The organism is Serratia sp. JKS296 (assembly GCF_900215445.1).
GTDB classification, from domain to species: Bacteria; Pseudomonadota; Gammaproteobacteria; order Enterobacterales; family Enterobacteriaceae; genus Serratia; species Serratia marcescens.
The window spans coordinates 431,239-452,449 of the sequence record NZ_OCMX01000001.1 but is presented as its reverse complement, the minus strand read 5'-3'; the positions used below and the strand labels follow the sequence as shown (position 1 = coordinate 452,449).

Genomic DNA, 21,211 nt, shown 5'->3' with positions numbered 1-21,211 from the left:
TCTTTATCCGGTTGCGAATGAGGGTGAGGCTGCTGACGCAAGAGTATACGTGATTTTTCCGCACGATTCCGCCGCATAATTGCCACAGGCCGGCGCACGGGCAGGCTAGATCTCCGCAGCCAAAAGGCATAGGGTGAATTCAGATAACCAAATGAGGGTAGAACATGGCCAAGCGCATTCAATTCTCCGCCACCGGCGGGCCGGAAGTCTTGCAATACGTTGATTTTACACCGCTCGATCCGGCTGCCGGCGAAGTGCAGATCGAGAACAAGGCGATCGGCATCAACTACATCGATACCTATGTACGCAGCGGCCTGTATGCGCCGGCGAGCCTGCCGAGCGGCCTCGGCACCGAAGCGGCCGGCGTGGTGGTCAAGGTCGGCGCCGGCGTCAGCGCGATCAAACCGGGTGACCGGGTGGTGTATGCGCAATCGGCGCTCGGCGCCTACAGCGAGATCCACAACGTGCCGGAAGAAAAAGTGGCGCTGCTGCCGCACAACCTGAGCTTTGAACAGGGCGCCGCCTCTTTCCTGAAAGGGCTGACGGTACACTACCTACTGCGCCAGACCCACGACGTGCAACCGGGTGAAGTGTTTCTGTTCCATGCCGCCGCCGGCGGCGTCGGCCTTATCGCCTGCCAATGGGCGAAAGCGCTGGGCGCGCGCCTGATCGGCAGCGTCGGCTCCGACGAGAAGGCCGCGCTGGCGAAGCAGGCCGGCGCCTGGGCCACCATCAACTACCATAAAGAAGATATCGCCCAGCGGGTGGCCGAGCTGACGCACGGCGAGAAGGTCGGCGTGGTGTACGATTCGGTGGGGCAAAGCACCTGGCAGGCCTCGCTCAACAGCCTGAAGCGGCGCGGCCTGATGGTGAGCTTCGGCAACGCCTCCGGCCCGGTGACCGGCGTCGATCTGGCGCTGCTGAATCAGAAGGGCTCGCTGTACGTCACCCGCCCTTCCCTCAACGGCTACATCACCAACCGCGCCGAGCTGCAGTACGCCAGCAACGAGCTGTTCTCCCTGATCGGCAGCGGCGCCATTCGGGTGGAAGTGAAAGACGAGCAGAAATTCGCGCTGGCCGACGCCCAGCGGGCACACCAAGTATTGGAAAGCCGCAGCACCAGTGGCTCCAGTCTGCTGATCCCCTGATCGCGGCAAAAGAAAAGGGCTCCTTACGGAGCCCTTTCTGTTACTGCGTTTTGTAGGGGTAGAGCAGAGTCCGCCAGAGACCGGGGGTTGCTTCAGCAACACGAATTTTGGTTGTCTCTCACGGTGATGAAATCGGTCGCATCACTGCATCGACCAACATCCTAGCAGCCCCGTCCGGCAAAAAACACGCTTTATGTGCCACATCGCCGGGTAAAACTGCCAAGCTGTGATCGCTGCCGCATTAGCGTGGCGGGCAGTTATGCAAGTTTCATCGCGACTGACTGATTATTCGGCAAAAAATCAGTAACGCCGGATCTGGGGTTTCTGCATCGAACGGTAAATCCATACCCCAACCACCGCCAAAATCAACCACGGCAACAGCTTAATCACCACCGCGAACAACCCGCCCAACAGCATGAACGCCGCCGCCGCCAACAGCGCAGCGAAGATCCCCAGCAGCGAGATGCCGGTCACCATCAGCATCACCACAAAGCCAATGAGAAAGAAGATTTCCAACATGATTGCTCCTTTGCAACTCAACGTATCTGCAGAGTGGATTACAAGAAGCGTGCCAGAATGGCGGAAGGGCTAACCTATTGAAAAAACGGGGCAGACATCCGGCAATACGCCGAATGCCTGGCGAAAAAGACTAACTGTTGGTCAAACTTTTTGTGGGTTACGCCATTTCGACGCGCGGCTGACGCACCAACGCCAGCGCCTGCTCCACCACCCGCGCATCGGCGCCCGGCTTGTGGGCGTTCTCGCTCAGGTGGCGACGCCACTGGCGCGCGCCCGGCACACCCTGGAACAAACCGAGGATGTGGCGGGTGATGTGGCCGAGATAGGTGCCGTTGGACAGCTCGCGCTCAATATACGGATACAGCGCTTCGACGATCGCCACGCTGTCCGGCACCGCGGTCTGCGCGCCGAACAGTTCGCTGTCGACCCGCGCCAGGATGCCCGGATTCTGGTACGCCTCGCGCCCCATCATCACGCCGTCCAGATGCTGCAGGTGCTGTTGCGCCTCTTCCAGCGTTTTCACTCCACCGTTGATGGCGATAGTCAGCGCCGGGAAATCCCGCTTCAACTGATAAACGCGCGGGTAGTCCAGCGGCGGCACTTCGCGGTTCTCTTTCGGGCTGAGGCCGGAGAGCCAGGCTTTGCGAGCGTGGATAGTGAACATGTCGCACTCGCCGCGCCCGGCGACGGTCTGGATAAAGTCGCACAGGAAGGCGTAGCTGTCCTGATCGTCGATGCCGATGCGGGTCTTCACCGTCACCGGTATCGATACGACGTCGCGCATCGCCTTGATGCAGTCGGCGACCAGCGTCGCCTGGCCCATCAGGCAGGCGCCGAACATGCCATTTTGCACGCGATCGGACGGACAGCCGACGTTGAGGTTAATCTCGTCATAACCGCGCTGCTCCGCCAGTTTGGCGCAGTGCGCCAGCGCGACCGGATCGCTGCCGCCCAGCTGCAGCGCCACAGGATGCTCTTCTTCGCTGTAGGCCAGGTAGTCACCCTTGCCGTGTATGATCGCGCCGGTGGTCACCATTTCGGTGTACAGCAGCGTTTCCTTGGTCAGCAGGCGGTGGAAGTAACGGCAATGACGATCGGTCCAGTCGAGCATTGGCGCGATGGAGAAGCGATTGGCGGCGTAGGTTGGGGCGTGGTTGTCTTTCGTCATGCTGAGTTACTGGCTACCTGAGTCTGTCTGGGTTCAACGAACGGCGCGCGGCCGCAAACGGCTATTATAACGACAATCGGCGCCGTTGGGAAAACCGCCTTGCCGGCGGCGTAAATAAGCGGGAGTAAGGCGAATAAATTCACGCGTTCAGGTGTTATCTCATTACGGGCGCGCACGGCGCCTCTGCCTTGAGGACACAACCATGAACAGCTTCATTAAACGCCTGCTGGCATCGACCATTGCCGGCTGCCTGCTGTTTTCCGGCGGGGCGCTGGCGATGGGCGGCGACGGCAGCAGCCAAACCCCGCCGACCTGTCCGAAAGGCCAGGTCTATGACAGTAAAACCCAGACCTGCACGGTGGATAAAAGCAGCAAAGTCGACGACGCCGACCGCACTAACTATGCCTATGCACTGGCGAAAAGCGGCCGCTATCAGGAAGCGATCGATATGCTCAACACGCTGAAAAATCCCAACACCGCCGTCGCACTGAATTATCGCGGCTACGCCACGCGCAAACTTGGCCGCACCGATGAGGGTATCGGCTATTATTTAAAATCAGTCGCCCTCGATCCGAAATACCCCAAAGTGCGCGAGTACCTGGGGGAAGCCTATATGCTGAAAGGGCGGCCCGACCTGGCTCGCCAACAGCTGCAGGTGATCCAGTCGCTGTGCGGCACCGGGTGCGAGGAGTACCGTGATTTGGCGGCAGCCATCGACCGCCACCCGGAATCTTGATCCGACGCGCCTGCGGAGGTGACTATCAGCGGCGATGCGATACGCGATGAACTCGGCCACTATCTCTCCCGCCTATGGCGCTATGCGCTGGTGCTTTCGCACCGGCGGGATATCGCCGACGATCTGGTGCAGGCGACCTGCGTGCGTGCGCTGGAACGCGCCGCGCAATTCACCCCCGGTTCTCACCTGGATCGCTGGTTGTTTTCCATCCTGCACTCCATCTGGCTCAATGAAGTTCGCGCCCAGCATCTTCGCCAGGGGCAAGGCTGCATGGCGGCGGAAGAGCTTGGCGATGCGGACAACGGTGAACAGCCAGTCTGGCTCAATGAAGTGATGCGGCGCGTAAACCGGCTGCCGGCGGCCCAGCGCAACGCGCTGTTTTTGGTGTATGTCGAAGGGCTGTCCTACCGGGAAGCGGCGAAAGTGCTGGCGGTGCCAATCGGCACCGTCATGAGCCGCCTTGCGGCCGCACGTCAGGCCTTGGCCGATGACCGCCAGTTGCCAAACGACGATTCGCACCATAAGAAGCCCCCTCCTCCCCCTTTGCCCCGCACTCGCCGATAAACCGCTGGCCGCCGATTCGTATTCAGCGCCCTATTCCAACGCGCGGATAACCCGGCACGGCTGCCCCAGCGCCAACACATTGGCCGGAATGTCGCCGGTGACGATGCTGCCCGCGCCGATAGTCGTGCCATCGCCGATGGTCACTCCCGGCAGGATCACCACGTTGCCGCCGATCCACACGTTGCTGCCGATGGACACCGGCTGCGCCGAGGTGCGGAAAGGAAAAGCCGGATCGCCGGTAAAGCGTTCACCGGCCTTCAGCGGATGACTCGGCGTGTAGATTTGCACGTTGGGGCCGATCAGCGTGTTGTCGCCGATGGTGATGGTGTTGCAGTCGAGGAACACCGCATTGACGTTGATAAAACAGTTTTTGCCGATGCGGACATGCTGCCCGTAGTCGCACCAGAATGGCGTTTCGATCCAGCTCGCCTCACCCCAGCTGCCGAACAGCTCGCCGAGCAGGCGATTTTTCTCGTCCGCCTGATGCGAATCCAGTGCCTCCAGGCTTTTGGTCAACGCCCTGGCTCGATGGTACAGGGCGATCAGTTCTTCATCGCGGCTGTTGTACTCCAGGCCGCTTAACAGCTTCTCTCTTTCCGTCATCACACAAGGCTCCTGCTTATCACGCGGATGAAGCGCGTTATACCGCTCTCGTCCCCCGCTCTCCAGCGCTAAAACCGGCAACGTTGATTTGCCGTCCGGCGGAGGGGAAAAGTTGTGATGCATCTCTCTTTTAGCGCGCTCAGCGCGCCTTTCTCTGCGCTATCCTCAGGGGAAAAGGGGGCAACTCTCGGCGATTCGCCGTAATCATGGTAAAATCGGCTTTTTTACGTACCGGGATATTTGCGATGAACTCAACCACCCAGGAAAAGCTGCTGGCGCAGGCGGAACGCCTCTGCCAGCAACGCAATGTGCGATTGACGCCGCAACGGCTGGAAGTGCTGCGTCTGATGACTCAGCAACCCGGTGCAATCAGCGCTTACGACCTGCTCGATCTGCTGCGCGTCGCCGAACCGCAGGCCAAGCCGCCGACGGTCTACCGCGCGCTGGATTTTCTGCTGGAGCAAGGGTTTATCCATAGGGTGGAGTCCGCCAACAGCTACGTGCTGTGCCACCACTTCGAACAGCCGATGCATACGTCCGCGCTGTTTATCTGCGACCGCTGCGGCCAGGTGACCGAACGCACCACTGAAGGCGTAGAGGAAACGCTGCAAAAGCTGGCTCAGGAGGCCGGATTTGCGCTGCGGCACAGCGTAGTGGAAGCGCACGGTCTGTGCGCCGGCTGCGTGGAAGTTGAAGCTTGCGACAGCAAGCATGACTGCGCCGAACACGATCACAGCATCGCCATCAAGAAGAAGTAAGACAAAATCAGGTACCTCCCTGTACCTGCGGCCGGAGCGCCAGAGGATGGAGCGACGCCGGCCTGCGCTGTGCAAGCCGCCTTCAATGGCGGCCCTGCAGATTACCAGCGGTGTTTGGTGTGATCTTCCCAGGCTTTCACCTCTTTTTCGGCCGCCTCTTTCTGGTAACCGTAGCGCTCCTGGATTTTGCCGACCAGCTGTTCGCGTTTCCCTTCGATGACCGTCAGATCGTCATCGGTCAGCTTGCCCCATTTCTCTTTCACTTTGCCTTTCAGCTGCTTCCAGTTACCGTCGGCTTGATCTTTATTCATAGTCTCTCCGTTAACCTGTGGTGAATCAGTGATCCCTGTCGCCGGCCGGGGTTAACCAGAAACTTTTCTGGCCGATGCTCCCTTCACCTTAAGAAGCAACGCTCCCCTTCATTTGCCAGCCACATGATTCATTCTAGTTAAACATGGAAATAAAAAAGCTAATTTGCAGAACAAAAAACCATTAAAAAACACAATAAAAACAAAAAACGCCAACAAACAACGAGCTAACGCGAACGAATCTGGACTAAAAACATGTAAGCAAATATGAGCAAAACATAAGATAAATTAATAAATAACCCAACAAAGCGTTCGACCTAGCGTGCAGCAAACCAACTGCCGCGCACCTGATGACGGTGCCAAATCCAGCCCAACGCCAGGCCGCGCAGCGCCAGAAACACCGCCAGCGCCAGCCAGAGCCCGTGGTTGCCTAGCAGCGGCACGCTGAACAGCGCCAGACCGTATCCCGCAGCGGCCACCGCCATGCTGTTACGCATCTCAGCGCCGCGCGTGGCGCCGATAAACATGCCGTCCAGCAAATAGCACCACACCCCGACCAGCGGCAGAATGACCTGCCAGGGTAAATAATGGGCGGCCAACGCACGCAGTTCCGGCAAAGAGGTCAATGCCGCCACGATCTGCTGGCCGGTAACGGCATACGCCAGGCCGAAGGCCAACGCGACCAGCCCTGCCTGCCTGCAGGCCGCGTGCCACACCTTGCGCAGTTGGCTGTCGTCCCGGGCGCCGTAGGCGTGGCCCGAATGAGCCTCCACCGCATAAGCAAAACCGTCGAGCGCATAGGCGGTGAACGTCAGCAGATTCATCAATACCGCATTGACCGCCACCACCTCGCTTCCCAGGCGAGCGCCGAAAATGGTCAACGACGCAAAGCACAGTTGCAGCAACAGTGAACGCAGCATGATGTCGCGGTTGAGCGCCAGCAGGCGACGCAGATCGCCACGCCAGGCCTGGCGCAGCATCTGCAGGGTAATACCGCGCAGGCGCATCACCCGCCACGCCAACCACAGGCCGAGCAGCAGCGTAGCGTATTCGGCGATGGCGGTTGCCGCCGCCGCCCCCCGCACGTTCCAGCCCAGGCCCATCACCAGCCAGATATCCAGCACGATGTTCAGCAGGTTGCCGACGATCAGCAGGATCACCGGCGCCCGCACGTACTGCACGCCGAGCAGCCAGCCCAGCAGCACCAGGTTAGCCAGCGCCGCCGGGGCGCTTAACCAGCGGATCTCAAGAAAACGCCGCGCCTGTTCCAGCACCTCGCCATCGCCGCCGACGATCCGCAGCGCCAGTTCGATCAGCGGGTAGCGCAACAGGACGATCGCCCCCCCGGCCAACAGCGCCAGCAGCAGCGGTTGCATAAAGGCGCGCGCCAGCGCTTGCGGGTTCTGTGCCCCCAGCGCTTGCGCCGCGAGGCCGGTGGTGCTCATGCGCAGGAATAACAGCAGCATGAAGAGGAAGCTGGTCGCCACCGCGCCGATCGCCACGCCCCCCAGGTAGATCGGGCTGTCGAGGTGGCCTATCACCGCGGTGTCCACCAGCCCGAGCAGCGGCACGGTAATATTGGAGAAGATCATCGGCAGGGCGAGACGCCACAGGGCTTTATCGGTGTCGCTGGTGAAGGCGGAAATCAGGCGCATGATGGGATGTTCCTGTGACTGAGTGACAAAGGGCGAAGTCAGAAACAAAAACGCCCCAAAACAGGGGCGATTGATACAGGGAGCGGCGGTGATGGGCCGGCGATTAAATCCAGTCGCCGTTGCGGATCACGCCGACCGCCAGCCCTTCGATAGTGAAATTCTGCTGACGCAGATCGACCACTATCGGTTGGAATTCGTTGTTCTCCGGCAGCAGTTCAACCACGTTGCCGTGCTTTTTCAAGCGCTTGACCGTCACTTCGTCTTCGATGCGCGCAACCACGACCTGGCCGTTGCGCACGTCTTGCGTTTTGTGCACCGCCAGCAGATCGCCGTCCAGAATGCCGATGTCGCGCATCGACATGCCGTTCACCCGCAGCAGGAAATCGGCGCTCGGTTTAAACAGGGAAGGATCCACCTGGTAGTGCCCTTCGATGTGCTGCTGCGCCAGCAGCGGCTCGCCGGCGGCGACGCGGCCGATCAGCGGCAGCCCTTCTTCTTCTTCCATCAGCAGACGGATACCGCGCGAGGCACCGGAGACGATTTCGATCACGCCTTTGCGTGCCAGCGCCTTCAGGTGTTCTTCGGCGGCGTTAGGCGAACGGAACCCCAGACGCATCGCGATCTCGGCACGCGTTGGCGGCATGCCCGTTTGCGAAATGTGCTCGCGAATCAGATCGTAGACCTCTTGCTGTCTGGTAGTTAGTGCTTTCATTCCGCCCCCTGTTTGTTTATACAGTCTTGCTGTGAGTATATACAGGTAAGCGCGGATTGGGAACCGAAGAATAAATAAAAATCAGTCAGTAGGCGCTTTTCGTCAGCCGAAATGCTGCCATAAGACCGTGCCCCAAACGAACAGCGCCAGCGCGATCGCCAGCGACACCGCCGCCGATCCCATGTCCTTGGCCCGCCCGGACAGCTCGTGATGTTCGCTGCCGATGCGATCCACCACCGCCTCGATCGCGCTGTTCAGGATCTCGACGATCATCACCAGCGCTACCGATCCGATCAATAAAATGCGCGCTATCGCACCCACATCCAGCCAGACAGCCAGTATGATAGCCAGAAGGGTGACCACCAGTTCCTGGCGGAAAGCCGCTTCGTGCTGCCAGGCGGCGGATAGCCCTTTATAGGAATAGCCGGCGGCCTTGATGATGCGGGTCAGTCCGGTTGCTTGGTTTGCCATGTTTTCGTGCCTTTCTCAGAGGTCGGTCATAATAAAAAGAGTCTAGAACAGTCGGCGCTGACGGCTCTCGGTTTTCGAACACCACAGATCTGCTACCCGGTTTCTGGTATGCTTGCGGCGCATTGCTAACAAGAGGCTTCACGTTGTTATGTCAGGTTGGCGTAAAATTTATTATAAAATATTGAATTTACCACTTAAATTGTTGGTAAGAAGTAAGGTCATCCCTTCAGATCCGGTTACCGAGCTAGGGTTGGATCCCTCACGGCCGATTTTGTATGTTTTACCTTACAATTCCAAGGCGGATTTGCTGACGCTGCGCACCCAGTGCCTGGCGCAGGATCTGCCCGATCCGCTCAACTCGCTGGAGATCGACGGCACCGTGCTGCCGAGCTACGTGTTCATTCACGACGGCCCGCGCGTGTTCCGCTACTACACCCCGAAAGAAGAGTCGGTAAAGCTGTTCCACGACTATCTGGATCTGCATCGCAGCAACCCGGATCTCGACATTCAGATGCTGCCGGTTTCGGTCATGTTCGGCCGCTCGCCGGGCCGCGAAGGCCACGGCACGCCGCACCTGCGTCTGTTGAACGGCGTGCAGAAGTTCTTCGCCGTGCTGTGGCTCGGCCGCGACAGCTTCGTGCGTTTCTCCAACACCGTGTCGCTGCGCCGTATGGCGACCGAACACGGCACGGATAAAACCATCGCGCAGAAACTGGCGCGCGTGGCGCGCATGCACTTCTCGCGTCAGCGCCTGGCCGCGGTGGGCCCAAGCCTGCCGGCCCGTCAGGATCTGTTCAACAAGCTGTTGGCGTCCAAAGCGATCGAAAAAGCGGTCGAGGACGAAGCGCGCAGCAAGAAGATCTCGCACGAGAAGGCCCAGCAGAACGCCATCGCGCTGATGGAAGAGATCGCCGCCGACTTCTCCTACGAAACCGTGCGTCTGTCCGACCGCGTGCTGAGCTGGACCTGGAACCGGTTGTATCAGGGCATCAACGTCACCAACGCCGAGCGCGTGCGCCAGCTGGCGCAGGACGGCCACGAGATCGTCTACGTGCCCTGCCACCGCAGCCACATGGACTATCTGCTGCTGTCCTACGTGCTGTATCACCAGGGCCTGGTGCCGCCGCACATCGCTGCGGGCATCAACCTCAACTTCTGGCCGGCCGGCCCGATCTTCCGCCGCCTGGGCGCGTTCTTCATCCGCCGCACCTTCAAGGGCAACAAGCTGTACTCGACGGTGTTCCGCGAATACCTCGGCGAGCTGTTCACCCGCGGTTACTCGGTGGAATACTTCGTGGAAGGCGGCCGTTCCCGCACCGGGCGCCTGCTGGAGCCGAAGACCGGCACCCTGTCGATGACCATTCAGGCGATGCTGCGCGGCGGCACCCGTCCGATCACGCTGGTGCCGATTTACATCGGTTACGAGCACGTGATGGAAGTGGGTACCTACGCCAAAGAGCTGCGCGGCGCCACCAAGGAAAAAGAGAGCCTGCCGCAGATGCTGCGCGGCCTGCGCAAGCTGCGCAACCTGGGTCAGGGTTACGTCAACTTCGGCGAACCGCTGCCGTTAACAGCTTACCTCAACCAGAACGTGCCGCAGTGGCGCGAGTCGATCGATCCGATCGAAGCTCAGCGTCCAAGCTGGCTGACGCCGACGGTCAACGATCTGGCCGGCCAGATCATGGTGCGCATCAACAATGCCGCCGCGGCCAACGCCATGAACCTGTGTTCCACCGCGCTGCTGGCCTCGCGTCAGCGTTCGCTGACCCGCGAACAGCTGGTCGAACAGCTCGAGTGCTACCTGCAGCTGATGCGCAACGCGCCTTACGCGCATGACGTCACCGTACCGACGCAAACGCCGGACGAGCTGCTGGATCACGCGCTGAACATGAACAAGTTCGAGGTGGAAAAGGACAACATCGGCGACATCATCATTCTGCCGCGCGAACAGGCGGTGCTGATGACCTATTACCGCAACAACATCCACCACCTGCTGGTGTTGCCGTCGCTGATCGCCAGCATCGTGATGCATCACCGCCGGGTATCGCGCGCCGAGCTGCTGCGCCAGATCGGCATGATCTACCCGATGCTGAAAGCCGAGCTGTTCCTGCATAACGACAAGGAACAGCTGCCGGACGTGCTGCGGCCGATGATCGACGAGCTGATCCGTCAACAGTTGATCTGCGACAAAGGCGACGATCTGGTGCTCAACCCGGCGCGCATTCGCCCGCTGCAGCTGCTGGCCGCCGGGGTGCGCGAAACCCTGCAACGCTACGCCATCACCATGTCGATCCTCAGCGCCAACCCGAGCATCAACCGCGGCGCGCTGGAAAAAGAGAGCCGCATCATGGCGCAGCGTCTGTCGGTGCTGCACGGCATCAACGCGCCGGAGTTCTTCGACAAGGCGGTGTTCTCCACCCTGGTGGCGACGCTGCGTGAAGAAGGCTACATCAACGACAGCGGCGATGCGATCCGCGAACACACCCTCGAGGTGTACAGCATGCTGAGCGATCTGATCACGCCGGAAATCAAGCTGACCATCGAAAGCGTCAACATGCCGGAAGAGACTAACGCTCTGCCGCAAACCGATGCGGAAGAAGAGAAAGACGAGTGATTTCGCCCGGCGCGAAAACACAAAAGGCACCCCTTGGGGTGCCTTTTTTCTTGCTGCAGGAAACCGTTACGCCGGCAGATAGCTCAGCGCGATGCCGATAAACACCACCAGCCCGACATAGTTGTTCTGCAGGAAGGCCTTGAAGCAGGCTTCGCGCTCGCGCCCGGCGATCTGCTTCTGCTGGTGAATGAACAGCGCGCCCGCCAGCAACAGCGACCAGTAAAACGCGCCGCCGAGCTGCGCCAGATAACCAACCCACGCCAGCAGCAACAACGTCGCGAACTGCAACAGCCCGACGATCAGCTTGTCATAACGCCCGAACAGGATGGCGGTGGACTTGATGCCGATTTTCAGATCATCGTCGCGATCGACCATCGCATACAGCGTGTCATAGGCTACCGTCCAGCAGATGTTCGCCAGCAGCAACAGCCAGCAGCTGAGCGGCAACGATTCGCTGACCGCCGCATAGCCCATCGGAATGCCCCAGCCGAACGCGGCGCCCAGTACGAACTGCGGCAGGTTGGTCACCCGCTTCATAAACGGATACACCCAGGCCAGCGCCAGCGCCGCCAGTGACAGCCAGATGGTCATCGCATTCAGCGTCAACACCAGGCAGAACGAAATCAGCACCAGCACCACGAACAGCACTTTGGCCTCTTTCGCGCTCACCCGGCCGCTCGGCATCGGCCGCCCGGCGGTGCGCTTTACGTAGCCGTCCACCGCGCGATCGGCGTAGTCATTCACCACGCAGCCGGCGGCGCGCATCAGGAACACGCCGAGCACGAACACCACCAGAATCGACAGCGGCGGCACGCCTTTCCCGGCCAGCCACAGCGCCCACAGCGTCGGCCACAACAGCAACAGCGTGCCGATCGGTTTATCAATGCGCATCAAATGGCTGTAAGCCCGCCATTTACTTTGAGTCACGCTTCCCTCCAACGTCTTGTTCTCCTCTCTTATGCAGGAACCGCTGAATACAGCGGTGAAGCCGGTAAAAACAGTTCAGTCAGCAGCAGCGGTTTGCCCGCCAGCCGCAGCCGTGAACGACGCGCCCACAGCGCGTCCTGTCGGCCGATATGGATATAGTCGCGGGTTAGATCGCCGCTGCTGAACAAATAGCGCCCCAGCGGCAGCGTGCCCAGATCCACCAGCGCCTGGTCGGGTCCGGTCAGCGTATGTTCCGGGATCACCGTGCGCCCCAGCAGCCAGGGCTGGCCGTCGCCCAGCAGCACCACTTCGCGCAGCCAGTAGCGCGGGCTGTCGGGCAGGTGGTTCGCCTCGTCGCCCAGCGCCTCGCGCGTGACGAAGCATTCGCGCTGCGGTTCAACGCGCACCTGGGCGCAATGGCGTTCAAATCGGCGGGTCATGGAGCCTAACTCCATCAGCCAGTCGCTGACGGCGGCGGGCGCCGGAGGATCCTGTTCGGATAACCACTCCAGCGGCGGCAGGATGGAATCCCTGATGCCAGACATTGCTTTACTCCTCGCCTGAACCGCAGCCGGTACGGCGCGCCAGACGATACAAACTGTTAACAGGCCCCCATTGTAGCGCAGAAATGCGAAAGCGGCAGGCTGATTCGTGGCGAAAACGGCAGGTCTGTCGGCCGGAAAAACCGGGGTTCTGTCATCTTTTTGCCATCCGCATTCTCTATCTTCATTTCCCGGCGCGCTGACGATTCTGTGATCGCCCGCAAAGTTTCAGCTTCCTCGCGTTGTGTTATCTACGCGCGTAGATACCCTGATACGGCAGCGTTGAATCGCCATGCGTCCGACATGATTTGTCGGCACACCTTTGTTGCCGGCACCAGGGAAACCATCTTTAACCGCGCCCCTCCAGGCGCAGAACAAAAGAGGATAGCACTGCCATGAGCGAAACAACGCTTGCCCCTTCACAGACCGCCGACGCCGCGCTGGCGGCCGATGAACGCCTGGCAACCAAAGAGGGGCGCAGCCAATTTTGGCGCGCCACCTTCTCCTGTTGGCTCGGCACCGCCATGGAATACGTCGACTTCGCGCTGTACGGCCTGGCGGCCGGCATGGTGTTCGGCGACGTGTTCTTCCCCGAAGCCACGCCGCTGGTGGCGCTGCTGGCCAGTTTCGCCACCTACTCCGTCGGCTTCGTCGCGCGGCCGATCGGCGCGCTGGTGTTCGGCTGGATCGGCGACCGCAAAGGCCGCCGCGTGGTGCTGATCACCACCGTGGCGCTGATGGGCCTCTCCACCACATTGATCGGTCTGATCCCGTCCTATGCGCAAATCGGCGTCTGGGCGCCCGCCTGCCTGGTGATCCTGCGCTTCGTGCAGGGGTTCGGCGCCGGTGCGGAGCTGTCCGGCGGGGCGGTGATGCTGGCGGAATACGCGCCGGCCAAGCGGCGCGGGCTGGTCGCGTCGATCATCGCCATCGGCTCCAACAGCGGCACCCTGCTGGCGTCGCTGGTATGGCTGCTGGTGCTGCAGCTCGACAAGGAAGATCTGATGAGCTGGGGCTGGCGCATTCCGTTCCTCGCCAGCATTCTGATCGCCGGCGCGGCGCTGTACCTGCGCCGCCACGTGCGGGAAACGCCAGTGTTCGAACGCGAGCTGCAGCAAAACCACCAGCGCATGCTGGACGCCGCCCAGGCCGCGCCGGACTCACGCAGCTACCTGCAACGCACCAAGGCGTTCTGGGTGATGCTCGGCCTGCGCATCGGCGAAAACGGCCCCTCCTACCTGTGCCAGGGCTTTATCGTCGGCTATGTCGCCAAGGTGCTGATGGTCGATAAATCAGTGCCGGCGCTGGCGGTGCTGATCGCCTCACTGTGCGGTTTTCTGGTGATCCCGCTGGCCGGCTGGCTCTCCGATCGCTTCGGCCGCCGCATCACCTACCGGTGGTTCTGCCTGCTGCTGGTGCTGTACGCTTTCCCGGCGTTCTGGCTGCTCGACAGCCGTGAGCCGGCGATCGTCATCTCGGTGATCGTGGTCGGCATGTGCATCGCATCGCTGGGGATCTTCGGCGTACAGGCGGCCTATGGCGTCGAACTGTTCGGCGTGAAGAACCGCTACTCCAAAATGGCGTTCGCCAAGGAGCTTGGGTCGATCCTCTCCGGCGGCACCGCGCCGCTGATCGCCACCGCGCTGCTGTCCGGTTTCGGTCACTGGTGGCCTGTCGCCTGCTATTTTGTTGTAATGGCGGCCATCGGCTTAATCACCACCTTCTTTGCTCCCGAAACCCGCGGCCGCGATCTCAACCTGCCGCAGGATGCCGCGTAGCGGGAAGGCGAACAGGACCTCAATTTGGATAATCACTCCGCGCGCCGCGTTACCCGCGCCGACGTGGCTCGCATAGCGGGCACCTCCGTCGCCGTGGTCAGCTACGTGATCAACAACGGCCCGCGCCCGGTGGCGGAAGCCACCCGGCTGCGCGTGCTGGCGGCGATCGAGCAGACCGGCTACCGGCCGAACGACATCGCGCGGGCATTGGCCTCCGGCAGCACGCAAACCTATGGGCTGGTGGTGCCGGATATTTCCAATCCGTTCTTCGCCACGCTGGCGCGGGCGCTGCAGCAAGAGGCCTTCAGCCGCGGCCGCGTGCTGCTGCTGGGCGACGCCGGCGACGACCGGCAGCGCGAGTATGAGCTGATCAACAACCTGCTGCGCCGCCAGGTCGACGGCCTGCTGTACACCAGCGTCGATCGCCATCCGTGGTTCGAGCTGATCCGCGCCTCCGGCACGCCCTGCGTGATGATAGATACCATCGACAGCCAGGCCGGGGTCTGCGCCATCCGCGTCGACGAGCGCGACGCCGCCTGCCAGGCGACCCGCCATCTGCTGCAGCATGGCTATCGCGACATCGGCATTTTTATCGGCCCGCTAACCATGCTCAACGCGCAGGATCGCCTGAACGGCTGGCGCGATGCGCTGCTGGAGGCGGGCATCGCGCCGCGCGACGAGTGGATTTTCGAGGTCCCCTACACCCGCCAGGGCGGCTACCAGGCCACCCAGCGCATGGTGCAAGGCCCGCGCCCACGCGCCGTTTTCACCTCCAACGAGCAGCAGGCGCTCGGCTGCCTGTCGGCGCTGGCGGAACATGGGCTGCGCGCGCCGGACGATCTGGCGCTGATCTGTTTTAACGGCACGCAGCAATCCGAATTCAGCGTGCCGCCGCTCAGCGCGGTCGAGCAGCCGATCGACGCCATGGCCAAGCGGGCCATCGCCATGCTGGCCGCCGGCGCCGCGCCCGCCGAGCTGCATGAATTCGCTTTTCAACTGCGCATCCGCCATTCATGCGGCTGTTAGCGGATTTTCAGGACACCTTACTATGCGTTTAATCATTGATTGCGATCCCGGTAACGGCGTTCCCGGCGCCAACGTCGACGACGGTCTGGCGCTGGCCCTGGCGCTGGCGGCCAAACCGCAGCTGCAGCTGGAGCTGATCAGCATCGTGGCCGGCAATACCCCGCGCGAAGTGGGCTTCGCCGTCGCCACCGATCTGCTGGCGCAAAGCGGCTACCAGGTGCCGGTCGCCCTCGGCGCGGCGCGCGCCCTGAGCGAGCCGCCGGAGCCATGGCGCGCTCATCTGGACCGCCCAATCGCCGATCCCAAGCTGGCAGCGCTGTGGCGCGACTTGCCCGCGCCCTCGCTGGCCAACGCGCCCGCACCGGACGCCGCCATCGCCATCGGCGAACTGATCTGCCGGCATCCCGGCGAGATCACGTTGGCGGCGATCGGCCCGCTGACCAACGTTGCGCACGCCATGCAGCTTTACCCGCAGATGGCGCAGGCGGTGAAAGAGATCGTGATCATGGGCGGCGTGTTCAACGTCGAAGGATACATCAAGGACACCAATTTTGGTTTGGATCCGGAAGCAGCGCGGCTGGTGTTGAACAGCGGCGCCAATATTACGCTGGCCCCGCTGGACGTCACCACCCAGACCATGCTGACCCAGGCGGATCTGGCCGCACTGACCCAGCCGGATACGCCGCTGTGCCGCTATTTGCGCGCCACCACGCAGCCGTGGATCGACTATTCGCGCCATACGCGGTGCCTGCCGGGCTGCTGGATCCATGATGCGCTGGTGATCGCCTGGCTGTTGGAACCGCAGTTGGTCACGACCGAAATGTTCCATGTGGATGTGGCGCTGGAAGGGGCGTTGACGCGCGGCAGCTCACGCCGTTGGCGGCCGGGCGGCCTGCGCCTGACGGTCGGCCTGCCGCCGCCGCAGGGCAAGCCGGTGCGCATCATGCAGCAGGTGGACAACCCCCGTCTGCTGACGCTGATCGGCGCAACGCTGGCGCGCGGATGAAAAAAGGTGCGCCAAGGCGCACCAATCATCGAGCCAGCATCGGCAGCGCCGGGTGTTACCCCTTGCCTTTAACGCTGCTGATAAACGTTTTACGTGCAGTGGTCGAGCCCAACTTCTCGGCCTCATTCATCAGCTTCAGCGCCTTGTCGATATCGCCCGCCTTCACCGCCTGCTTGATGCCGTTATTGAAGTAGCTTTCGGTATCGTTGAGCATCGGCTCCGCCGGTTTCTCCGGGGTCGGTGCCGGCGCCGCCACGGCGGCCGGTGCGGTTGATCCCACCACCACCGGCGCCACGGTCGGCGCAGGCTGCAGCATGCCGATCATCACGTTGCCGGTGCCCTGTTCCGCGGTGACCTTAAGCTTCAGCGTGCCGGTCGTCGCGTGGCCGGCGATCGGATCCGGGATATCCGGCACCGCGTTGCCCACGCCCTGCGCATAGGCCTTGGCCGGATTGGTCAGCTGCGTGGTTTTCGCCAAATCCTGGCGGGTGGTGTACACCAGCAGGTAAATCTGTTTTTGCCCGAGCGCCGGCGTCAGCTTCAGCGTGCCTTCGAGACGATCGGAGGACATCGCCCCCGGCGGCTGATACGGGAAATAGCTGCTCGGGTAATATGCCGCCGGGCGCAAATGCTCATCCAGCACCAGCACGCTCGGCGCGTACAGCGAATTGTTTTTGGCGAGGCTGCTCAGCGTCACTTCCAGCGAACCGCGATCGGCCGGCAGGGTATAGGCGGCGATCGCCCCCTGGATCTCGCCCTGATTGAGCTGCGGGCTGACGGCGTCGAGCTTCACTTCTTGCGACACCGGCGGCTGCAGCGGCTGCCACGGCAGGCTTTGCAGCGTGGCGGCGCTGATGGCCGGCGCGACGGAAACGTTGGCCGGCGTATCGGCATTGGCCGCCAGAGGCGCGCCGACGGTCAGCGCCAGCGACAGGCAGAGTGACAGCAGATTCTTTTTCATCGTTATATCCTCTTTCAGCGCCGCGATGGATCAGGCAAGAGATCGGGCCGCGGCGAATGCGGTTGGGGGAGGACCTGCGGCCCTCCCCGTCCTGTCGTTACCACCAAATTTCCATCTGGGCGCCGAAGGTGACTTCGTCATCCTTGCCGCGGCTGAAGGTATGCATGCTGGTGTCGTTGTAAGCGGTGCCGGCGTTATACCCGGTGTCATCGCCGGTGGCGTAGCCCCACTTCTCATCCCACTTGGCGTAGGTGGCGAACAGGCGGATGGCCGGACGCGACCAGATGCTGTTGCCCGCCTGCCATTGCTGCGCCAGGGTCACTTTATACTGGCCGTTGCGATCGCCGGTGCGTTGAGACTTGACGTTGTCATAGCCGGCTTCCAGCAAGGTGCTCATGATCGGCGTCCATTTGTACATCGGGCGCACGCCCACGGTGTACCAGGTGGTGCCGTTGTTGTTGTCGCGGTCGATGTCCTGGAACATGGCGACATACATCAGCGCCCATTGATCGTTGAAATCGATGGCGCCGTGATCCAGCACGCGGATCATCTTGCCGTTGTTATCGATGGTGGCGCCTTCGTTGCGGCCGTTGTTCTGCGAGGTCATTGAGTCGGTGGCGTACTGCAGCACGAACTTGTTGTAACCGTTCAGGATGCTCTGCGTGTGTTCCGCGGTGAACATCCAGCCGTCTTTGCTGGCACCGTCGGCCAGGCGGTAGTTATCCTGCGCATTGGCGCGGCCGTAGTCCACGCCCAGCTCCAGGGTGCCGCCCGGGTTCAACTCCAGGCCGGCCAGACGCAGGTCGAAAGTGTCGTTGACGGTCGGACGCTGTTTCCATTCGTTATCCAGATAGCCGTAAGAGCCGCCGGATTCGGAGTTGCGGGTCACGGCGGCGGACAGCTTGCCGAAGCCCAGATCGATGTTTTCCAGACCGGCGCCCGGGCCGGAGATATCCCAGTAGTAGAAGTCGATCATGTGAACGTCATGACGCTGATAGAAACGCTTACCGGCCCACAGCGTGGAGCCCGGCAGCCACTCGATCAGGTTTTTACCCTGCACGTTCACTTCGCGGAAGCCCGGCGTCACGTCTTCCCAGTCGGAACGCTGCGAGACCGAATAGGCCAGGTTAGTGTCGAAATAGAAGCTCTTGTCGCCTTCTTTCCACACTTCCTGCCCCAGTTTCAGTTCGGCGTAGGTTTCGCATTCGTTGCCGAGACGGTATTTGCTCGCGGCGCCGGTGGCCTTGAAGCACTGTTGCTCACCGCCGCTGCCGGTCCAGCCGATGCCGGAACGGGCGTAACCGTGGAAATCCACGGCCAGCGCCTGAGTAGAGAGAACACCGGCGGCGACAGCCAGTGCCAGAGGAAGTTTGCGCAGAGTAGTCATCATTATTCTCCTGTTATACCGACTTTGATGCTTTAAACGCCCGGCTCCTGGTGCAGCCGTTTACATGCCGTACCGTCTTCACGGAACAGATGGCAGCGGTGAGGCGGCAGGCCGATGGCGAATGTGGCACCTTCTTCTACCAGCACCACGTCGTTCTGGCGGTACACCAGGTTTTGACGGATGGCCGGGATTTGGATGTGGATTTGCGTCTCGTTGCCGAGCTGCTCCACCACCTGTACGTCGCCGGTAAGCCGCACTTCAGAGGCTTCGCCGGGCAGCAGATGTTCGGGGCGAATGCCCAGTGACAGGTTGGCGCCGGGCTGAACGCCCGCGCCTTCCACCGGCAGCCAGACCAGTTGGCGGTTGGGCAGTTCGACCTGCACCTGTCGCGGCTCCGCCGCGGTGACCTTGACCGGCAGGAAGTTCATCTTCGGCGAGCCGATGAACCCGGCGACGAAGCGGTTGGCCGGGTAGTGGTACAGTTCCAGCGGCTTGCCGACCTGCGCCACGCGACCGGCGTCGAGCACCACGATCTTGTCGGCCAGCGTCATCGCTTCGACCTGATCGTGAGTGACGTAAATCATGGTGCGCTGCAGGCGCTTGTGCAGACGGGAGATCTCGATGCGCATCTGCACCCGCAGCGCGGCATCGAGGTTGGACAGCGGTTCGTCGAGCAGGAATACGTCCGGCTCGGCCACCAGCGTGCGGCCGATCGCCACACGCTGACGCTGCCCGCCGGACAGCGCCTTCGGCCGCCGATCGAGCAGGTGCGCCAGCTGCAGCACCTCGGAGACCTGGTTCACCCGTTGATTGATTTCCGCTTTCTTGGCGCCGGCCAGCTTCAGGCCGAACGACATGTTGTCCGCCACCGACAGGTGCGGATACAGCGCGTAGGACTGGAACACCATGCCGATGCCGCGCTCGGAAGGCGGCACCTCATTCATACGTTTCTCGCCGATCAGCAGGTCGCCGGAGGTGATGTCCTCCAGCCCGGCGATCATGCGCAGCAGCGTCGATTTGCCGCAGCCCGACGGCCCGACAAACACCACAAACTCGCCGTCTTCGATAGTCAGATTGACGTCTTTGGAAATCACGGCCTCACCGAAGGCCTTATAAACGCTGCGCAGTGTCACGCTAGCCATGCGTTACTCCCCTGCTTTCGCAGTTAACATGTCGTGTGAAAATGGCGGAGGCAAAGCCCGCCAAAACCCATTGATGACCCTCTTGCTGCGCGCCGTGCTGCCATGCCAACGGCAAGGTCGCCTCAGACGGCGCGGCCGCCTGAGTATAAGGCTGCAGGTTTATCAGCGCTTCAAGGCATTGATCCTGATGGGTAATAAGTAAGCGCACCACGCCGTCCCGCTGGCTGACCGCGTTCAGCTCGCCGCGCTGGATGAGCGGCAAACGGCGCAGGGCCAACAGCGCCTGGCAGTAACGTAAGGTGGAGTGGCTGTCGTGCTGTTGGCGGCTGATGGCCAATGCGCGGTGTTCGATCGCCACCTGCTGATACCAGCTGATCTCCCCGGCGGTGACCTGTTCGGGGGCTTCATGCCACGGCATTGGCGTTTGCGCGCCGCGCGGATCCTGCAGGCCGGCGGCATGCGGCAGCCCCAGCTCTTCGCCCTGATACAGGCAGATCGGCGCCGGCAACATCGCCAACAGCGTCAAAAAGGCGGCGGCGGAACGCAGGTCGCCCTGCCCCCAGCGGCTGACCACTCTTGGCTGATCGGCGTCCCCGGTGCTCCACAGGCTGTCCGCCAACGTGGCGCGGCGAGCGTGCAGCACCGCCACCAGCTTTTCCGCGCTGAACGGCATCACGTCGAGCGCCAGCGCGCCGTGGGCGAACCGCTGCGGTGCGACGGCATTGCGAACGCGGTTGGCGTCATCGCCGTACCACAGCGTCAGCCCTTCGCCCGTCACCGTCGCCTCGGCCTCCGGCGCCAACGTCTGCGGCAGCAACAGGCCGTCGATCGACAGCGCTTTCAGGTACGGCAGCGCCGCCAGCATGCCGTGCGCGTCGCCCACGCCGTCCCCGTTTCCGTCACGGAAACTGGCCGGATGGATCCGGTACAGGGTGGGCTGAGTGGCGATAGGCATTGACGACATAAATCCGGTATCCCTGCAGCGCGTGGCGTTAAAAATCGATGGGCCGATAGTGCGGGAGTCGCCGGAAAGGGTAATCATCCGTAACAGGATTTTTCATGGGGGAGGAGGCGGGAGGATGAGAGAACGACCGCGGCGATGAGAAGTTCCGCGCTTGAGGCAAATCTGTGATCCGGCTGGCAAAAATCTCCCCCCTATTTTGTGCCTGACGCCACAGAATAGAGC

General features: G+C 61.9%; 21 protein-coding genes. 8 read left to right on the top strand and 13 right to left on the bottom strand.

Annotated elements, in window-relative coordinates; translation table 11 throughout:
- Positions 1–164: 164 nt before the first annotated feature.
- Positions 165–1,148, top strand: a complete 984-nt coding sequence (locus CRO23_RS02165; RefSeq protein ID WP_049299928.1) for a quinone oxidoreductase — start codon at positions 165–167, stop codon at positions 1,146–1,148.
- 300 nt (positions 1,149–1,448) lie between these two features.
- Here the strand turns inward: CRO23_RS02165 and pspG are convergent, their stop codons facing one another.
- Both pspG and dusA read right to left on the bottom strand, forming a co-directional pair.
- Complete coding sequence (gene pspG / locus CRO23_RS02160; protein ID WP_016930270.1) at positions 1,449–1,667, bottom strand: envelope stress response protein PspG; 219 nt, start codon at positions 1,665–1,667, stop codon at positions 1,449–1,451.
- A 157-nt stretch (positions 1,668–1,824) separates the two neighbouring features.
- Positions 1,825–2,835, bottom strand: a complete 1,011-nt coding sequence (gene dusA / locus CRO23_RS02155; protein WP_016930271.1) for a tRNA dihydrouridine(20/20a) synthase DusA — start codon at positions 2,833–2,835, stop codon at positions 1,825–1,827.
- A gap of 202 nt (positions 2,836–3,037) precedes the next feature.
- Between dusA and CRO23_RS02150 the strand changes: the two genes are divergently transcribed.
- Positions 3,038–3,571 carry a tetratricopeptide repeat protein gene (locus CRO23_RS02150; protein ID WP_016930272.1) on the top strand — a complete coding sequence of 178 codons (534 nt, stop codon included), beginning with the start codon at positions 3,038–3,040 and terminating at the stop codon, positions 3,569–3,571.
- A gap of 18 nt (positions 3,572–3,589) precedes the next feature.
- On the top strand, positions 3,590–4,135 hold the full coding sequence (locus tag CRO23_RS02145) for an RNA polymerase sigma factor (protein ID WP_049299929.1): 546 nt from the start codon (positions 3,590–3,592) through the stop codon (positions 4,133–4,135).
- A 30-nt stretch (positions 4,136–4,165) separates the two neighbouring features.
- Here the strand turns inward: CRO23_RS02145 and CRO23_RS02140 are convergent, their stop codons facing one another.
- Positions 4,166–4,738: a sugar O-acetyltransferase gene (locus CRO23_RS02140; protein WP_033639268.1), complete on the bottom strand. Its 573-nt coding sequence runs from the start codon at positions 4,736–4,738 to the stop codon at positions 4,166–4,168.
- Positions 4,739–4,983: 245 nt separating this feature from the next.
- Here CRO23_RS02140 and zur point away from each other — a divergent pair, with 245 nt between their 5' ends.
- Positions 4,984–5,496, top strand: coding sequence for a zinc uptake transcriptional repressor Zur (gene zur / locus CRO23_RS02135; protein WP_015379223.1), 513 nt, complete (start codon positions 4,984–4,986; stop codon positions 5,494–5,496).
- Positions 5,497–5,597: 101 nt separating this feature from the next.
- Here the strand turns inward: zur and CRO23_RS02130 are convergent, their stop codons facing one another.
- The 4 genes from CRO23_RS02130 to CRO23_RS02115 all read right to left on the bottom strand — a co-directional run bounded on the left by CRO23_RS02130 (position 5,598) and on the right by CRO23_RS02115 (position 8,642).
- Positions 5,598–5,807 (bottom strand): CsbD family protein, encoded by a 210-nt coding sequence (locus CRO23_RS02130; RefSeq protein WP_004936743.1) that lies wholly within the window; start codon positions 5,805–5,807, stop codon positions 5,598–5,600.
- A gap of 314 nt (positions 5,808–6,121) precedes the next feature.
- Positions 6,122–7,459: an MATE family efflux transporter DinF gene (gene dinF / locus CRO23_RS02125; RefSeq protein ID WP_016930275.1), complete on the bottom strand. Its 1,338-nt coding sequence runs from the start codon at positions 7,457–7,459 to the stop codon at positions 6,122–6,124.
- 103 nt (positions 7,460–7,562) lie between these two features.
- On the bottom strand, positions 7,563–8,171 hold the full coding sequence (lexA, locus tag CRO23_RS02120) for a transcriptional repressor LexA (RefSeq protein ID WP_004936736.1): 609 nt from the start codon (positions 8,169–8,171) through the stop codon (positions 7,563–7,565).
- A 102-nt stretch (positions 8,172–8,273) separates the two neighbouring features.
- Positions 8,274–8,642, bottom strand: a complete 369-nt coding sequence (locus CRO23_RS02115) for a diacylglycerol kinase (RefSeq protein WP_016930276.1) — start codon at positions 8,640–8,642, stop codon at positions 8,274–8,276.
- Positions 8,643–8,790: 148 nt separating this feature from the next.
- On the opposite strand from CRO23_RS02115, the gene plsB reads away from it, so the two are divergent.
- Positions 8,791–11,256 (top strand): glycerol-3-phosphate 1-O-acyltransferase PlsB, encoded by a 2,466-nt coding sequence (gene plsB / locus CRO23_RS02110; RefSeq protein WP_028127547.1) that lies wholly within the window; start codon positions 8,791–8,793, stop codon positions 11,254–11,256.
- A gap of 66 nt (positions 11,257–11,322) precedes the next feature.
- Here plsB and ubiA read toward each other — a convergent pair whose 3' ends face one another.
- Positions 11,323–12,195, bottom strand: a complete 873-nt coding sequence (ubiA, locus tag CRO23_RS02105; protein WP_028127548.1) for a 4-hydroxybenzoate octaprenyltransferase — start codon at positions 12,193–12,195, stop codon at positions 11,323–11,325.
- A gap of 17 nt (positions 12,196–12,212) precedes the next feature.
- Positions 12,213–12,728 carry a chorismate lyase gene (gene ubiC, locus CRO23_RS02100; protein ID WP_015379228.1) on the bottom strand — a complete coding sequence of 172 codons (516 nt, stop codon included), beginning with the start codon at positions 12,726–12,728 and terminating at the stop codon, positions 12,213–12,215.
- A gap of 392 nt (positions 12,729–13,120) precedes the next feature.
- On the opposite strand from ubiC, the gene CRO23_RS02095 reads away from it, so the two are divergent.
- From CRO23_RS02095 to CRO23_RS02085, 3 genes are read left to right on the top strand one after another with little or no spacing between them, the layout of a single operon-like run.
- A complete protein-coding gene (locus CRO23_RS02095; RefSeq protein WP_097101313.1) occupies positions 13,121–14,503 on the top strand; it encodes an MFS transporter in 1,383 nt (460 codons plus the stop codon).
- 24 nt (positions 14,504–14,527) lie between these two features.
- The gene (locus tag CRO23_RS02090; RefSeq protein ID WP_033639262.1) at positions 14,528–15,529 is read left to right on the top strand and encodes a LacI family DNA-binding transcriptional regulator; all 1,002 of its coding nucleotides are present in this window, start codon (positions 14,528–14,530) and stop codon (positions 15,527–15,529) included.
- Between the two features lie 22 nt (positions 15,530–15,551).
- Positions 15,552–16,535: a nucleoside hydrolase gene (locus tag CRO23_RS02085; RefSeq protein WP_079451596.1), complete on the top strand. Its 984-nt coding sequence runs from the start codon at positions 15,552–15,554 to the stop codon at positions 16,533–16,535.
- Positions 16,536–16,590: 55 nt separating this feature from the next.
- Here CRO23_RS02085 and malM read toward each other — a convergent pair whose 3' ends face one another.
- The 4 genes from malM to CRO23_RS25375 all read right to left on the bottom strand — a co-directional run bounded on the left by malM (position 16,591) and on the right by CRO23_RS25375 (position 20,989).
- Positions 16,591–17,496 carry a maltose operon protein MalM gene (gene malM / locus CRO23_RS02080; protein ID WP_060445041.1) on the bottom strand — a complete coding sequence of 302 codons (906 nt, stop codon included), beginning with the start codon at positions 17,494–17,496 and terminating at the stop codon, positions 16,591–16,593.
- Between the two features lie 97 nt (positions 17,497–17,593).
- Positions 17,594–18,883 carry a maltoporin gene (locus CRO23_RS02075; protein WP_028127550.1) on the bottom strand — a complete coding sequence of 430 codons (1,290 nt, stop codon included), beginning with the start codon at positions 18,881–18,883 and terminating at the stop codon, positions 17,594–17,596.
- Between the two features lie 32 nt (positions 18,884–18,915).
- Positions 18,916–20,025 carry a maltose/maltodextrin ABC transporter ATP-binding protein MalK gene (gene malK, locus CRO23_RS02070; RefSeq protein WP_016930284.1) on the bottom strand — a complete coding sequence of 370 codons (1,110 nt, stop codon included), beginning with the start codon at positions 20,023–20,025 and terminating at the stop codon, positions 18,916–18,918.
- A complete protein-coding gene (locus tag CRO23_RS25375) occupies positions 20,018–20,989 on the bottom strand; it encodes an alpha-amylase family glycosyl hydrolase (RefSeq protein ID WP_097101311.1) in 972 nt (323 codons plus the stop codon). Before CRO23_RS25375 ends, malK begins: the two co-directional genes overlap by 8 nt.
- Positions 20,990–21,211: the final 222 nt, after the last annotated feature.